Genomic DNA, 14,504 nt, shown 5'->3' on the forward strand with positions numbered 1-14,504 from the left:
GGCTGCAGGAAGCGACAATCGACGACAATCGGCGGCCGCGCTGCGAAACACCGCAGCGCGGCCGCTTCGTTGTTTACCGGCGCAACCGATGTCCGGATTCAGCCCCCCATCTGCTGACGAAGGGACGCGTTCAGCGGGCTCCATTCGAGCAACGCGACGAAGCCGTCCTGCGCGGCGACCACGACCCAGCGCCGGTACTGATGCACGATCTGCCCGGGCTCGTACGTGTGTGCTTCCTGCCACGCGGTGGCGCGCCGCACGTGGACGGTCGTGCCGAAGAGCGGCGCGATCGATTCGACGTTCCCGCAGGCCCGCACGACGCGCATCACCTCGGCCACGGGCTGCGCGAAATCGATCGTGCGCTCGGCATCGGCAACGCGCGGCCAGTAGCTGCCCGCACCTTGCGGACGCCGTTCGTTCCAGAGCCGATCGAAGTCGCGGGCCACGCGCGTGGCCAGCCGACGGGCGGCCATCAGCAGCTTCAGTTGCAGCGTCTCGTGCCATTCGTCGGCATCGAGCGGAAAGCATTCGGAATCGATGATGTCCCCGGTATCGAAATCGGCATCGATTCGATGGCAACTGATGCCCCACTCGCGCCGCCCCTCGAGGATGGCGCGCATGGCCGGGTACGGGCCGCGCCCGTCGGGCAGCGGTGACGGATGAAAGTTCGCCGCATGGCGCAGATAGGGTTGCCACGCCGGAATCTTCCAGTTGTAGCCGGCCACGATCAGCGCCTCGCATTGCCGTTCGGCGAGCCAGCGCAGATCGTCTTCGTCGATGCGTGACAGTTGCACCGGAATGCGCAGCTTGTCCGCGCACTCGACGAGTTCGCTATTGAAGTCGAGCCGGTTGTCGACCGGAATCGAGTAGAGCGCCACGGGCTCCCAGCCGGCGGCCACGAACGCGTCGAAGACGACGCGCCAGCGATCGAAGCCGGCGAACGCGAATCGCATGATCGGTTCTCCCTTTCGCAGTGAAGGTCATGGCGGCATGGACGGCGATGACGGCCACCCCGCTTCACGGTAAGCGCGCACGGTGGAGGACAGCCCGCGCATTCCGAAGTTTCGTCGAGTGCCGCGAACCGGCAAATCAATCGCCGACTGCGTGCCGCGGCGACGGCGTCGCTATTGCGCCTGACGCCGCGCCGCGCGTCAAGACCTCAGCCCGAGGTTTTTCTTGATGGCGTCCTCCGCCGTCTTGGCGGCGGTTGCCGTGAGGCCGGGCTGCCCGATGATGTTGGCGATCTGTTTGAGCCGCTCGCTTTCGGTCAGCGGGGCGGCGCTCCGGCTGGAAGCCGATGTATCGCGCGGCGCCGGCGCTTCTTGCGGTTTTTCGCGCCGCGCGCGGGCAAGCTGCGAAAGCAGCAGCGCCGCTTCGCCCTTCGGAATGCCGCTGTCCGTCAGTAGCGTGTGCGCGGCGATCAGATCCCGATTGCGGCTCGCGCGCGGATGGTTGGCCACGATCGCGAGCGCTTGCCTGGCGCGTTGCGAGCCTGATGCATCGACTGCCATGTCGGCACCCGCGAGCGCTGCAAGCGAGGCTGGATCGAGGCGCCCGATGCTCTGGGTGACCATCGACAGAATGTGCTTGACCACGATGTCGCGCTCGGCATCCTTGTGTACTTTCGCCTTGTCTTCAGCGTGCATGCCCGAGATCAAGCGCTTGCCGAACGACGTCGTGCCGTTGGCATAGCGGCGTGCATCGTCGTAGAGCGACGCATAGATACCCGCCTGCGCCTGCGGGCTGCGCAAGTCCGCAGGCAGGCCTTCGTCCTCCGGCCGCGCCTCCATCGCGCGCAGATCGTCGATCTTCGCACGGCTCGTTTGCAGCGCCGCGCGCAGGCGCTCGTCCCGCGTCTGGCCCGTGTAGTCGTGCGGGGCCAATACCGTGTCGACGTAGCGTTGAATCGTGGCGGCCTTCGCATTGCGCAGGTTTTGCCGTCCTTCGACAAACGGCTTCTTCAAATCGAGCGCTTCCTTGACCGCGTTGGTCAGGTGCCCGGATGCCGCGAGCGGCGCTAGCGCGCCGTGCGAGCCGCCTATGAGCAGCCCGCTTGCCGTCAGGCCGATGGCGGACGTGACCGACTGGTAGAGCGCGCCGTTACGTTGTTTGCCCTTGTTCTCCGCGATGCTCATGGCGGTCAATACGTCGCGGGCATGCTGCGTGAGCGGATGCGCGTCGTCTCGCGCAATGCGCGAGAGCTTGCCTTTGTCGTATTGCCATTCTCCGTTGCTGTTTTTCGTCAGCAGCAGGTTGTCGACCTGGTTGGGGATCGGCGCGCCCGGCGGGCATTTTTCGGGGTGCTCGAAGCGTTCGACGTCGGCGGCGAGCATCGCCTTGACCTTGTTTTCGTAACGGCTATGAATCGAATGCGCGGCGGCGGCGTTCGAGCCCGAGGCCAGCGCGTTCACGAGGTCGGTCGCGGGCGCCGCGTCGTAGCCGAACTGTCCGTGCGCGGCCGTCGATGCGCCGTTCAGGCCGTCTTTCGCGGGCCGCTTGGCGGCGAAGGCCGTCAACGTCATGCCTTTGCGGTTGACGCCCATCGCGTGCGCGAAATCGGCGAAGCGCCGGCCCTTGCCGCCGGCACCCGGCACGAATGCGCCGATGTCGTCCACCCCGGGCTTCTGCGCCGCGATAGCCGCCGCGGGCCGGGGAGCAGCGGGCGCGGCAGGCGGACCTTCCGCGCACGAGCGCTTGCCGAGGCTGCCGAGTTCGTCGATGAGCGCGCCGGCACTCGCGCGCCGGGTCGGCGCCGGCGCGGGTTTCGCTCCCGTGGAGGGGCCGGGGTCGCTCGCCGTGCGGGTGAGGGAGGCGGATTCGATCGCATGCGACCGGAACTCGAGCTTGGGTGGGGGCGCCATGATGTTCTCGACCAGGAGACAAGATGGACTGGACTGTGCGGGCCGGTCATGACACTCCCGTGAACCGCGCGAAGCATCGTCCGGATTGGCGAAGCGGGTTCGCGGCGGCATGCCGACGAGCCGTCTCGCGGGTGTCGCTCATTCGGTTTTCGCGGTGCGGCTTCGCGCGCGCGAACGCTTTCGCATCCGCATTCATTAGATTGGAACGAGGGCCGCCTTCACGCGGTTCGGTGTCGCGCGTTTCATCGAACGCGCGTTTCGTTCACGATCAAGGAGAAAACGAATGAGCTTCATCGGCAATATTGTGAAGAGCGTAGTCGGGGATGTCACCAAGGCTGCCGGGGGTGTCCTCAATGGTGTAGGCAACGCGCTGCACGGCGCGGCGACGTTCGGCAAGGGGCTGCTGAGCGGCAACCCGAAGGAAGCCCTTGCGGGGGCGGGGGCCATTGCGAAGGGCGGGCTCGAGGCGCTCGAGGGCGGCACGGCGCTCGCGGAAAACCTGACGCCGGAGGGCGCCGCCACCGCGCTCGCGCTGGCGGGCGGCAAGGAGGCGGTGCGAACGCTGACCTCAGGCACGGGCGCAGCCTGATGCACGGACGGTGACGAGCATGATGGAGCTTCTTACCGAACTGCCGGCTGATGCGCCGGCCATCGCGCAGGCGATCATCGAGCATATCGAGGCCAACGAGCTGGACGAGGCCGAGGCGCTGCTGGCGCGCATGCACGATGTCTACCCCGAAACGCGCGAGGTGCACGTGTTCGCCGTGACGATCGCGTTGGTGCGCGGGCGTCCGCACGAAGCGTGGCAGATCGTGAACGGATTGCCCGACGATCGCGCGCCCGAACTGAAGGCAATCTGTCTGAAAGTCCTCGATGATCCGTCGTGGCATGGCTATGCGACGGCGCACGAGGACAGTAGCGATCCCTACGTGCGCCTTGCCATGCGGCGCCTGCTCGAAAGAGACTGATGGCCGCTGCCGGGGCCTTCGGCCCCGCTCGGCGAATCCCATCGCGTCGTTTCCCTCGAATCCGTGTCGTCCATGTATTGCCGATGAGCGGCGTTGTCGCGCGGCGGGAAATGCCGGGCAAAAAAAGCCCGCCCGGACATCGGGCGGGATCGTGCGCGCTTCAAACGCCCCGGGGGGCGGACGCGTTCGCGTTCACAGACCTTGCGCGAGGAATTGCTCGGCGTACTTGTTGCGGTTTTCCATTTGCGGATCGGTCGCCTGTTCGTAGTCCTTGTCCCAGACCAGTGCCGCTTGGTCCGCCGTCGTCGTCTGCTTGATGTCCGTGATCGTCTTGCTATACGTCGTGTCGAGTTCCTGATTCATGAAGCCGATGTTGGCTTCGAGGCTGCCCGGGTCGAGTCCGTGCTCCTTCGCATAGTTGATTTCGCCTTGTTTGCGTGTGCCGCCCCATTGCGCAAGCCCCCAACCGTTGGCGTTGTCGTCCGCGAAGTTGCCGGAGGGCGCGCCTGTCGCTCCGCCTTGATTGACGTTGCCTTTCAGCCCGCTTTCCTGCTGCAGGTTGCCGAGCACGCCGGCGACCTGCGCGTCGGTCAGGCCGTAGCGCGATTTGAGGTCCTGTGCGATGGCGTGCGCGGCGTCGCCGCCCGATACATTGGGCAGCGTGTTGCCGCCGCCGTGGCCGCCGCCACCGCTTCCACCGCCGCCTATTCCCGGCGACGCGCCGCCACCGCCCTGGCCGCCACCGCCGCCGCTCACGCCAGCGGGTGCGGCGCCGCCACCGCCGGCATAGGCGGGCGGCGCGGAGTACGAAGGCGTACCGCCGCCGACGCCGCCCACACCACCCGCATCGCCTGAATTCTGGCTGGAGGGATCGAGAATCTGCTTGATTTCTTCGATGAGCAACTCGAGCAGTTGTGCGAGCTGCGATTCGTTCGTGCCGCCGCTGCCGCCGACATCGTCGATGCCGTTCAGATAACCGGCGTTATAGCTTTGCACTGCCGTGGTAGACATGATTTTCTCCGCGTGAGAATGACGTTGTTCATCAGCTGCCGATGGAGGGCCGATAGCGGCCGCCTGCGAAACCTAATTTATTGTCCGGCGCTTACAGCGCGTTGACGGATGCGAAGCCGTCGCCGGATTGCCGAACCGCCGAACCGCCGAACCGCCGAACCGCCGAACCGCCGAACCGCCGAACCGCCGAACCGGGTGGCGGCCGCGATGCCGATGCAAGCGGCTTGCGGCAGGCGAGCCGCCGCGCCACCGATGCGGCCACCTGCACGAACCTTCGTCGTTTCGCTAGCTTGGCGCGGCCCGTGTGTTCAGGCGGTCGTGCGATGCATCACGCCGAGTTCCACCGCGTTGTCGGCGTCGACCGTTCGCCGCTCGTTCGACCGGTTCGACGGGCTCGACGTGCTCGCGGCAAACGGCAGGCATCCCGCGATGATGAGCAGTGCACCCAACGCGTTCTCCGTGAAGTTCTTATCGCCGGCGGACCAATCGCTTCTCCCCCCCACGGCGTGATTGACCACGGCGGTGGCCGCATAAAGGGAGAGGAACAGGCTGAGACGCGCGATTCCCGCGCCGGCCGCCTTGTCCCCGAGCTGCCTGGCCGTGCTGGTTTCGGAGGTGTCGATCTTGCCCCAGCTCAGGCGCAGCGACTTCAGTTCATCGAGCGCCTTGCCCGTGAAGCCGTGCGTCGAGATTTCCGAGGCCACGCGTCCCCCGATCGCATCCAGCCCCTCGCCGGCGGCATTCGCTGCCGAATAGCCGAACAGGCCTTTGATCGCTGCGTTGGTCTTCGTGTGGTGAATGAGGCTGTCGACGTAGGACGTGGCCGACCATTGCGAGCTGGCCTGCGCGGTGTTCACGGCGAGCTGGTTTCCGAAATACGGAACGCCGTTGAGCGCCTGACCTCTGACGGGGTGCTCGTAGCCGGCGTCGTGATTGCCTTCGAGCGGGCGGAACACGTTGATCACGTCGCGCGCCAGGTATGCGTACGATTTGATCGCGCTAGGCAGCATGCCGGCGAGCTGCCCAAGATGCCCGTTGCCTTCGTCGTTCTTGCCGGCATGGGCGGCGAGGCCCACCGTCGTGATCAGCGCGATGAGCTGCGCACCGTGGCCCGCGTAGGTTTTCGTGTCCGCGGTGCCGGTGTGATACTTGTGCAACATCGCGACCAGATTGCCCATCGCCGCCGCCGTGAACAGCGAGGCCGTGATGACGCCGCGTGTTTCGGGCCCGGCGCCGGTCTTGTCGAGGACGGCTTCGGTCGCCATCGAGCACAACTCCCGGAACAGCGTGGCGCCGCCGGTTGCGACGAATTCATGACTGAACGCGTTGACGAGGTTGGCCGTCCACCCTTTGAGCGGTTGCGCGGCGCCGTAGGGGTTCCGAGTCAGCATGTCGCCGACGTTCGAGATGAACGACCGGATTTGTCCCGGCCGGGACAGCGCGGCCGACAGGTGGTCGCTGATCGCGGCGGCCGATGCCGGACGTGTGTCTTCGGGTTCCGCGACCGCCGAGATATCCTCGGCCACCGATGTCCCGGCGGCCAGCGTGCGGGTTTCCAGTGCTATCCGGGACGACGAGCTCGGAACGGTTGCTTCGGGCCGGATTTCGGCATCCTGAATGTCGATGTCGTGCGCGACGCGGTGAGGCGCCGCGAAGCTGGCCGGATTCGGGGAGAGCGGGCTTCGGGGCGTCGTGTCGTGTCCGTCGGGTTTATGTTGATCGAAGACGGGGCTGGACGGAGCGGATGAGGAAGCGTTCGATGCGGCGCGGTGGAGCAACGCCGGGTTCGCCCCCTTGTCGAGCGGCAGCGGGCTGCTCGAGCGGGACGTGGCCGGTTGCTTGCCGGCAGCTTTCGTTTCCACCAGCTCCTGATGTTGACCGGGCGCCGCACTGTCGTGCTCCGATGCAGGCGTGTGTGGCTGCGGTTCGTCGTGTACGGGCAATTCTTCGCTCGACTGCCCGCCCCCCGACAAGTCGAGCACCGGCACCGTCTCGTCTCCCAGGGCTGCACGTTGAGCGCTCAGCTTGCCCGAACCGGGCAGCGACCGTGAGCCGCCACCTTCGCGACCGATCGCGGCGCCTGACGACGATGACGCGCGCGGAGGCAGCGATTTGCGCCTGACCGGCAACGGTGCCGGTAGCGCCGGCGAAGGGGGCTGCGCCGTCCCGGCCGGTTGCGATGTCGTCGAAAGCGGGCCCGCCGGCGCCGGTGCATCGGTGCCGGTGTGCGCCGGAAAGGCCGGCGCATTGCTCAGCGCGCCGAGCAATGCGCCGCCGGAGGGGCGCGGGCCGGTCATCGATGCGCTTCGTTGGCGCGGGGCAGGCGCGGGCTGCGTGTCGTTGCGCGGGAGGTCGAGCGATGATGACCGTACTTGCGTGCTGTTGCTGATCGTCATGACGTTTCCTTTCGGTTGATTTCGATCGTTCGACGTCGCCTCGCGACAAAGGCCTCGATGGACTTGCGCGCTGCCTCATCGCGTCCAGGCGGTCGACGTGCGTTCGCCCGTCGATTCCGTCTTCGCGCTTTGCGAACGTGGGTTCTCGTGTTGGAAAGGTAAAACGACATGACGGTGGCAGCCTGCCGATTCCGAAGTGGCGTGCAAAAACACGCACGTCGATGCCGGCGCCGGTGCGACGACCGCGGATCTCTTTGCGCACTTCATCGCATGTGTCGCATGCGTGCTTCGCAATTTCGCTCGCCGCGTCGCGTCGCGTGCGTTGCGCAATGCCGTCGAGCATAAGCTTGCGCTTGCATTCCTCGATATCGCTCCGCGTGAGTGGGATGCGGGGACCGTGCCGCGCCGACATCGAGCGATGTTGCAGGCGACGGAAATCGTCATGTCACTCAAGGAGTTCGCCATGAACAACTTAGGAATTCGGCCGGGGCTCGTCCAGTCCACTGTCGCGAAGTTCGAGAATGGGACGAAGAACGGTGCGGCCGACGGCGCACAAAAGCAATCGCCCGCGCGCAGCAAAGGCCAACTGGACGGGCTGTCCAGCTTCAAGGGGGCCGACGGCGCGCCGCCGCCTCCGCCTGCGCCGCCGCGCAACTTCGCCAGCCTGCCGGGGCGCGCGGGGAACGTCGGTGCACAGGTGCTGAGTTCGGCGCTTCATGCCGGAAGTCAGTTCATGCCGCCGGGCATCGCGTCCACCGCAATGCATGCGGCGGGTGACATCGTGCGTCCATCGGCCCTCGGCGCAGGGGACCCCGTGACGCAAATGGCTGCGATGCAAAACGACTTCATGAAGCAGCAAAACGAGATGACGCGGCTCAACAACGCGAACACGATGGCGGCCGCGGTCAACCAGCAGTCGCAGGAGCTCACGTCGGCACTGGCGTCGGTGGGTAACAAGGGCGCCAGCAACATTTCGAACGCCGCGAAGGGGCAGTAACGGCGACGGCGGGCCGCGGCGTTGTCGCGCGCGGCTCGCGAACGCCGCGGTTCGTCCACGCGTCCTGCCTGCCTCGTTCCTGCTTCGTCCCCGCGCTTCGCGCTTGCCTTGGCGCTCGCCATACGGGACGACTTCCTCATGCAACGTCGCTTTCCCTGTTGATGACGTTCGCGGGCAGCCGGGTCTCCCGGCTGCTCCTGCTCATCCTACTGCCCGTCATCCGCCAGCTTCATGCGCTCGACGATGCGTTCCACCGAACGCGCGTAGCGATCGCGCTCGGCAGGTGTCTCCGAATGGTACGCACCGATCGCCGCCCAGGTGTTCCCGTACTTGACCATCATCTTGTGCAGGTGCCACGCGGCCACGTAGACGCTCGAGCAGGGGTTCATGAGGTCGTCCGCCGAGACGCCGTAGCGCGACAGCAGCGGAAGGTGAATCGAGTTGATCTGCATCATGCCGTAATCGGTCGAACCGTTCCGGTTGCGATGGCGCGCGTTCGCGTTGCCATGCGATTCCTGCCACGCGATCGCGCGCAGCACGACGGGGCTCACATGTTGATAGGCCGCGGCCGCCGCAAAGCAGTCGAGGGTCTGCGCGCGCACTTCGGCGGGCCGCGCGGACAGAACGGCAAGCGCCAGCACGAGCGCCGGCCTGGGTATGAATAGTCGCATCATGGATCATCCGGTATCCGGTAAGAGCAGCGGTGCGGGAATCGCTTCGCACCGACATGCGAATGAAAACGCCGTCCGACCCACGCGTGTGCGTTTCGTCGGACGGCGTTGGCGGAAAAAAGCCGCGGGCCGGCCGTGTTACCGATCGGGAGTGCAGGCGCTTTGGCCCCGCACACCGCTGCCCTCAGCGGCCCATCGTCTCCGAGGGCGCTTCCTGGAACACGCGCCGGTAGCCGTTGACCAGCGTCGAACGATGGCGCACGCCCCACTTGTTCGCGACGTCGAGCACGCGCGTGGCCGGTGCGCCGTCGTCGAGCAGATCGTCGCGAATGCGCTCCATCCGCTGGCGCCGGATCAGCTCGCTCGGCGACAGCCCGAGGTGGTTCTTGAACGCGGCCTGCATCGCGCGCTCGGTCACGCCCACATGCGACGCCACTTCGCGCACCGAAAGATCCTTTTGGTCGAGGTTGTCCATCAGGTAGCGATAGGCGCGGCGGTATTTCGCCGGCAGGCGGGCGCTCACGTCGTCGGAGCGCTGTGCCGCGCGCGATGCCTGCATGTGATCGGCCGCGGCGGGCATCGACATGCTGTCCGCGCGCACGTGCTGAATCGAGGCGAGCGCGTAGCGGCCGTAGAACTGCGCGAATTCCTGCGTGCGCATCTGCTGCTGCATGATCTTCGCGCGGCAGTAGAGGTAGTCGAGGTACCAGCGCGCATGCTGGCTGCCTTGCGAATTCGCCGCGCCGGACGCATCGAGCATCGCTTCGGCCAACGGCGTCGCGTGGCCGGCGATCGCGGCCAGCGTGATTTCGAGGCACAGGCTGCGGTGATAATCGTTGAGGCCGGCCTGGCGGCTCCAGCTCACGTATTGCTTGAGCGTTTCGCCCGCGCTCGTCCGGCCGTCGGCCAGCGACACGAGCCGGTTCAGGTGCGAGAGTCGTTCGGCCAACAGCGGCAGCACGGTCCCGGCGGGCTGCGTGCCGGGTACCGGCGCCTCGCCCGGCTCGAACTCCGCGATGGCCGAGCGCCAGTAGATGTGGTCGGCGAGTCGCTCGGCGCCGTGCAGTTCGTGCTGCGCGAAGAGGTCCCGCCGCAACGCCTCCACGAGGTAGCGCCAGCGACGATCGTCATGCGTTGCCGCCAGCGCGGCCAGTTCGCCGAGGCGATGGCACGCCGCCTGGATCAAGCCCAGATGAAACGAAACGAGTGTCGCACCGACGAGGCTGTCGAGACGTTGGCGTGGCGTGGCCGCCTTTTCCTCGCCGACGCGCTTGAAGCAACTGAGCGCGACGTTGAACTGGTTGCGGAACAACGCTTGCCAGCCGGTATTGCGGCACGACGCGATACGCAGATCGTCGCGATGGGCGCGAATGGCTTTTTGCGCGCGGCGATACGTTTCCTCCGCTTCTTCATGGCGGCCGAGCATCAGCTCGAGGTCGGCGCAGACTTGCAGCTGTGCGTAGCCGGGCTGGGCTTGCGCCGTGTCGGTATCGGCGTGGCGTGCGGCGTGGCGGACAGCGTCGAGAAACTGGCCCTGGAGCATTTTCGAGGCGACGTCCGCAGGGGTGTCGTCGAAAGCGAGGGCCGAGGCGGCGGCGAAGTAGATCGTTGAGAACATGTCGTGCTCCTGACTCGATGAGCGATGCGTTAAGCGGCGTGAAACGATTCGTGAAGCCGTGAGCGCATGTTTTCATCGCGGGCCGATTTAAGCGCGTGTTTGTGATGGTTTGTTACCTTCGGTTCGGCATCGGCGGTGGCCGGAGAGGGCGGCGCCGCGGCGGACTTTCACGCACGAGCGGCAGGCCTGCGTCGCGATTGTTTGGTGATTTGTTACGTTTGTTGCCGCGGTGCGGTAGTTGGCGCGGTGCACGGCGATGGCACGCGGGACGTGTTCGGTCTATGGATCCGGCAGGCCGAAGGCGCGCGTTCTGGCTGCGCGCGGTCGACGACGTGAAACTGCGCGGCGTGCAGGACATCCTGATCGCGGTGGTCGACGGCCTGAAGGGCTTCCCGGAAACGACGGTCGAGACCGCTTCCCGGCGGATGAGGCAGCGCTCGAACGGATCTGGATGGCGCTGCGCAACGTCCTGACCAGGTGAACCGGTTCCCGGCACGATTGGAAGCGCGCCATGAATCGGTTCGCGCTTGTTTATCCAGAACGATTAAACATTGGAGTTTGAATCTCAATCCGCGTCACACGCGGAATTCCGGATACCTCGCGCACGGCACCCAATTGGCGACTCGCCCGCGAACAGCGCCATAGCACATCATTGTATCTGGCATATTTCCACGGGCGGCCATTCCGTGATTCGCGTCAAAACGTCCAAAAAATACGTGGCAGCGGCCGCAGCGCCTTGCTGGGCGGGGATTGTGCCGCGAGGACGACGCGTTCGGGCCAGTGCCTGTATCATCCATGCCGGCCGAGAAAGAACGATTTTCCGAGAGTATTTTTTTACTTAAAGGCGCGGTGTGCTTTGCCGTAAACACCCATTGATCTGTAGTGATATCCTTACGCGTCGTTACTGTTTTCTTACACAATTTCTTTCGAATTCCTGACGCCTTTCGGTACTGCTTTTAGGGCGGCTATTGGCATGGTTCAAGCAGATTGAAAAGAACGTGGCAACAAAAAAAATAGAGCTTCCGGCGCATCCGAGGTGCGTGAGCGACAAGAGGTGGAGCCGGGCGAGGGCGAATGTCTGGATAGCGGCGATACCGCCGGCAATTCGGGCGCTGCTGGGCGGCGTCTGGTTCGCCTGCACGGTCGCGCACGCTTCCGATCAGCAAGTCATCGTCGACGGCGGGCAGCGCCTGGGCGGCGTCGTGCGCACGGGCGGCCATGACGTTCCGTTGCTGCGCGCGCTCGAACAGATCATGCCGACGAGTTACAGCATCAATGTGCCGAACGCGGGCGCATGGGCCGACGCGCCCGTGAGCTGGCGCGCCGGCTCGTCGGTCGTGCACGCGCTCGGCGAGGTGCTGTCGGTCGATCCCGCGCTGCAGGCGCGCATCGATACGGATATGCGCTTGCTCTCGGTGACTGCGCACGCGCGGCGCGCAAACGTTGACGCGCCGCAGCCTTTCCCGGCGGCGGCCGGCGCGGCGTCGCGCATGAACGGTGCCGCCACGAATGCGTCTACCACCTTGCCCACGGGCGCGGCGGCGATGGCTCCCGCGGCGGGGCCTGCCATTGGACAGGCGCAGACCGTGGCGCAGGCGCGCGTTTCGACGTCGATGCCCGCAACACCGGTATCGGCTCGCACACACGCGGCAGCATTGGCGGTCCCGCTCGTGCCGGCACCCGCACCCGCACCCGCACCCGCACCCGCACCCGCACCCGCACCCGCACCCGCACCCGCACCCGCACCCGCACCCGCTCTGGTGATGTCGCCCGCACCGGCAGCCGGGCCGGCCATGCCGGCATCGGCACCGGCACGTGTTTCAGCACCGCCGCGAGCGCAGGTACCCACGCCGGCAAAGCGTGACGCCATTGAGCCCCCGCTGCTCGCCGCTACGCAATGGGCGTCCGGCCCGGGCTCGCCGGCGCCGTCGTCGGCGCCCACCGCCACGCCGGCGTTCGCACCCGCGGCGCCGCCCGAGCGCACGGAGTGGCAGATGCGCCTGTCGGACGGCTCCGTGCGCAACGCGCTCGCGCGCTGGGCGAGCGAAGCCGGCTGGCAATTCATTTGGGACGTGCCGACCGATTTTCAGGTCGACGCGACGGCCACGATACACGGCACGCTCGCCGAAGCGCTGCGTCAGGTGACCAATGCGCTCGCCGGCTCGCAGGTGCCGATCCAGGTGGTCTTGTACCAGCGCAACCGCGTCATGCGCGTCGTTCCCAAAGGAGCAAGTTGATGAGCGTCCTCCGTCGTCCTTTCGTCATCCTTGCCGCATGCCTGTCGCTGCTCGCGGGGTGCACCGGTCTCCTGGACAAGATCGAGCGCAGCTCGCAGGTCGATACCGCGCGTGCGGGGCAATTGCTCGGCAAGCTCTCGAACGGCGACAACCGCGCGGTGCCGGGCAGTGACGACGTCATCGTCAAGGACGAACTCTGGCTTTCGGGCAAGACGATCAAGCTCGCGACGAAATCGACGCTGCCGAAGCTCTTCGACGAGCCGGCGAGCTTCGACGGCACGGTCGATTCGCTGCGCATGTTCGCCGATCGCATTTCGCGCCTCGCGCACCTGCCGGCCAAGGTCGCGCCGGGCACGAGCGAAGCGGCCGCGCGCGCGACGCAGACCGCGGTCGATACGGGGGGCGCGGGCGCCTATCCCGGCGTGCCGCCGCTGCCCCCCGGCCTGCTGCAGGGGCCTGCACCGAGCACGAGCGCCGCGACGGTGGTCGCGCGCGTGCCGAGCGTATCCTCGCCCGTGCGCATCGCGTATTCCGGCGGCACGCTGCGCGGGCTGCTCGACACGGCCTCGGCTCGCTTCGGCGTCTACTGGAAGTACGAGGACGGCGCGATCGTCTTCTTCTACACAGCCACGCGCGTCTATCAGGTCGTCGCCATTCCGGGCGACTCGAAGCTGGATACGAACGTCGTGAGCGGGGCGAGCAACAGCGGCGGCGCGTCGAGCAACAGCGCGGGGGCGGGCGGATCGGGCGCCGGCGGCGCGGGCATCGGCGGCGGAGGCGGTGGCGGGACGTCCGGTTCGCCCTCCGTGTCGTCGGACAACACCGCGAATATCACGATGAACGCGCAGCTTTCGGTGTACAACGGCTTGCAGACGGCGATCAAGGCGATGCTCTCCCCGGTAGGCTCGGTCATCACCTCGCCCGCCACGGGCTCGATCTCGGTCACCGACACGCCCGACGTGCTCGAGCGCGTGGGCGAGTTCATGGAGCAGCAAAACCGCGTGCTCGCGCGGCAGGTGCTCGTCAACGTGACGGTGCTCTCGGTCACGCTTTCCGCGCAGGACAGCTACGGCATCAACTGGCACGCGGTCTATCAGGCGCTCGGCACGCAGTTCGGTATCACCACCGCGTTCACGAGCATGATCCAGAACCCGAGCGAGCTCTCGGCCACGGTGATCACACCGTCGAGCCGCGCCTCGAGCACGACGGCCATCATCGATGCGCTTTCGACCCAGGGCACGGTGCACCGCAAGACCTCGGCGTCGATCACGACGCTCAACGATCAGCCCGTTCCGGTGCAGGTGGCCGAGCAGCAAGGCTATCTCGCGCAGATCTCGACGACCAACACCGTCAACGTCGGCAGCCAGACGTCGCTCACGCCGGGCACGATCACGACCGGCTTCAACCTCACGGTGCTGCCGCACATCCTCGACGACGGCACGATCATGATGCAGTTCTACAGCAACATTTCGTCGCTCGTGAACCTTGCGCCGTTCGGCCCGGCGAACCAGCAGATCCAGTTGCCGACCGTCGATACGCGCAACTTCCTGCAGCGCATCGCGGTGAAGTCGGGGCAGACGCTCGTCATCAGCGGCTACGAGGGCATCACCGATCTGGATAACCGGCAAGGCGTCGGCCATCCGTCGAACTACGCGATGGGCGGATTCAACGCGTCCGGCACGCGCGAGGTGATCGTCATCCTGCTGTCGCCCATCGCGATCAACGGCGCTTGACGCGCGCTCGGG

11 protein-coding genes and 1 pseudogene are annotated in these 14,504 nt (G+C 66.5%); 6 read left to right on the forward strand and 6 right to left on the reverse strand.

The features are described from left to right. Positions 1 to 98 precede the first annotated feature (98 nt). Together GJG85_RS16560 and GJG85_RS16565 are read right to left on the reverse strand one after the other, a co-directional pair. Positions 99 to 953 (reverse strand): formyltransferase family protein, encoded by an 855-nt coding sequence (locus tag GJG85_RS16560; RefSeq protein WP_204384172.1) that lies wholly within the window; start codon positions 951 to 953, stop codon positions 99 to 101. 198 nt (positions 954 to 1,151) lie between these two features. Then, positions 1,152 to 2,861 (reverse strand): hypothetical protein, encoded by a 1,710-nt coding sequence (locus GJG85_RS16565; protein ID WP_204384173.1) that lies wholly within the window; start codon positions 2,859 to 2,861, stop codon positions 1,152 to 1,154. A gap of 283 nt (positions 2,862 to 3,144) precedes the next feature. Here GJG85_RS16565 and GJG85_RS16570 point away from each other — a divergent pair, with 283 nt between their 5' ends. Further along, a complete protein-coding gene (locus GJG85_RS16570) occupies positions 3,145 to 3,450 on the forward strand; it encodes a hypothetical protein (RefSeq protein ID WP_050011177.1) in 306 nt (101 codons plus the stop codon). Between the two features lie 19 nt (positions 3,451 to 3,469). After that, positions 3,470 to 3,829 (forward strand): HrpB1 family type III secretion system apparatus protein, encoded by a 360-nt coding sequence (locus GJG85_RS16575; RefSeq protein ID WP_050011176.1) that lies wholly within the window; start codon positions 3,470 to 3,472, stop codon positions 3,827 to 3,829. Positions 3,830 to 4,021: 192 nt separating this feature from the next. Here GJG85_RS16575 and GJG85_RS16580 read toward each other — a convergent pair whose 3' ends face one another. Together GJG85_RS16580 and GJG85_RS16585 are read right to left on the reverse strand one after the other, a co-directional pair. Further along, entirely contained in the window at positions 4,022 to 4,840 is an 819-nt protein-coding gene (locus tag GJG85_RS16580) for a phage tail tip lysozyme (RefSeq protein WP_204384175.1), read from the reverse strand. Positions 4,841 to 5,148: 308 nt separating this feature from the next. Continuing rightward, positions 5,149 to 7,236, reverse strand: coding sequence for a hypothetical protein (locus GJG85_RS16585; RefSeq protein WP_239468962.1), 2,088 nt, complete (start codon positions 7,234 to 7,236; stop codon positions 5,149 to 5,151). Between the two features lie 196 nt (positions 7,237 to 7,432). Here GJG85_RS16585 and GJG85_RS16590 point away from each other — a divergent pair, with 196 nt between their 5' ends. Beyond that, positions 7,433 to 8,233, forward strand: a complete 801-nt coding sequence (locus tag GJG85_RS16590) for a hypothetical protein (RefSeq protein WP_235356130.1) — start codon at positions 7,433 to 7,435, stop codon at positions 8,231 to 8,233. 206 nt (positions 8,234 to 8,439) lie between these two features. On the opposite strand, the gene GJG85_RS16595 is transcribed toward GJG85_RS16590, so the two are convergent. Both GJG85_RS16595 and GJG85_RS16600 read right to left on the reverse strand, forming a co-directional pair. Further along, positions 8,440 to 8,907 (reverse strand): lytic transglycosylase domain-containing protein, encoded by a 468-nt coding sequence (locus GJG85_RS16595; protein WP_050011174.1) that lies wholly within the window; start codon positions 8,905 to 8,907, stop codon positions 8,440 to 8,442. 181 nt (positions 8,908 to 9,088) lie between these two features. Further along, positions 9,089 to 10,522, reverse strand: a complete 1,434-nt coding sequence (locus GJG85_RS16600; RefSeq protein WP_050011173.1) for a helix-turn-helix transcriptional regulator — start codon at positions 10,520 to 10,522, stop codon at positions 9,089 to 9,091. A 243-nt stretch (positions 10,523 to 10,765) separates the two neighbouring features. On the opposite strand from GJG85_RS16600, the pseudogene GJG85_RS16605 reads away from it, so the two are divergent. From GJG85_RS16605 to GJG85_RS16615, 3 genes and pseudogenes are all read left to right on the forward strand, one after another. Next, a pseudogene (locus GJG85_RS16605) lies at positions 10,766 to 11,084 on the forward strand (transposase); the annotation flags it as partial. Between the two features lie 406 nt (positions 11,085 to 11,490). After that, on the forward strand, positions 11,491 to 12,759 hold the full coding sequence (locus tag GJG85_RS16610; protein WP_239468963.1) for a toxin co-regulated pilus biosynthesis Q family protein: 1,269 nt from the start codon (positions 11,491 to 11,493) through the stop codon (positions 12,757 to 12,759). Beyond that, positions 12,759 to 14,492: a PilN family type IVB pilus formation outer membrane protein gene (locus GJG85_RS16615; RefSeq protein WP_050011171.1), complete on the forward strand. Its 1,734-nt coding sequence runs from the start codon at positions 12,759 to 12,761 to the stop codon at positions 14,490 to 14,492. The genes GJG85_RS16610 and GJG85_RS16615 overlap by 1 nt, the downstream gene beginning before the upstream one ends. The last annotated feature ends 12 nt before the right edge of the window (positions 14,493 to 14,504 follow it).

Source organism: Burkholderia sp. MS389 (genome assembly GCF_016899425.1).
Lineage (GTDB): Bacteria > Pseudomonadota > Gammaproteobacteria > Burkholderiales > Burkholderiaceae > Burkholderia > Burkholderia sola.

What these genes read in the sequence shown, in the direction of transcription:
- GJG85_RS16560 (WP_204384172.1), bottom strand. Translation starts at nt 953, where the DNA reads ATGCGATTCGCGTTCGCCGGCTTCGATCGCTGGCGCGTCGTCTTCGAC.
- GJG85_RS16565 (WP_204384173.1), bottom strand. Translation starts at nt 2,861, where the DNA reads ATGGCGCCCCCACCCAAGCTCGAGTTCCGGTCGCATGCGATCGAATCC.
- GJG85_RS16570 (WP_050011177.1), top strand. Translation starts at nt 3,145, where the DNA reads ATGAGCTTCATCGGCAATATTGTGAAGAGCGTAGTCGGGGATGTCACC.
- GJG85_RS16575 (WP_050011176.1), top strand. Translation starts at nt 3,470, where the DNA reads ATGATGGAGCTTCTTACCGAACTGCCGGCTGATGCGCCGGCCATCGCG.
- GJG85_RS16580 (WP_204384175.1), bottom strand. Translation starts at nt 4,840, where the DNA reads ATGTCTACCACGGCAGTGCAAAGCTATAACGCCGGTTATCTGAACGGC.
- GJG85_RS16585 (WP_239468962.1), bottom strand. Translation starts at nt 7,236, where the DNA reads ATGACGATCAGCAACAGCACGCAAGTACGGTCATCATCGCTCGACCTC.
- GJG85_RS16595 (WP_050011174.1), bottom strand. Translation starts at nt 8,907, where the DNA reads ATGATGCGACTATTCATACCCAGGCCGGCGCTCGTGCTGGCGCTTGCC.
- GJG85_RS16600 (WP_050011173.1), bottom strand. Translation starts at nt 10,522, where the DNA reads ATGTTCTCAACGATCTACTTCGCCGCCGCCTCGGCCCTCGCTTTCGAC.
- GJG85_RS16615 (WP_050011171.1), top strand. Translation starts at nt 12,759, where the DNA reads ATGAGCGTCCTCCGTCGTCCTTTCGTCATCCTTGCCGCATGCCTGTCG.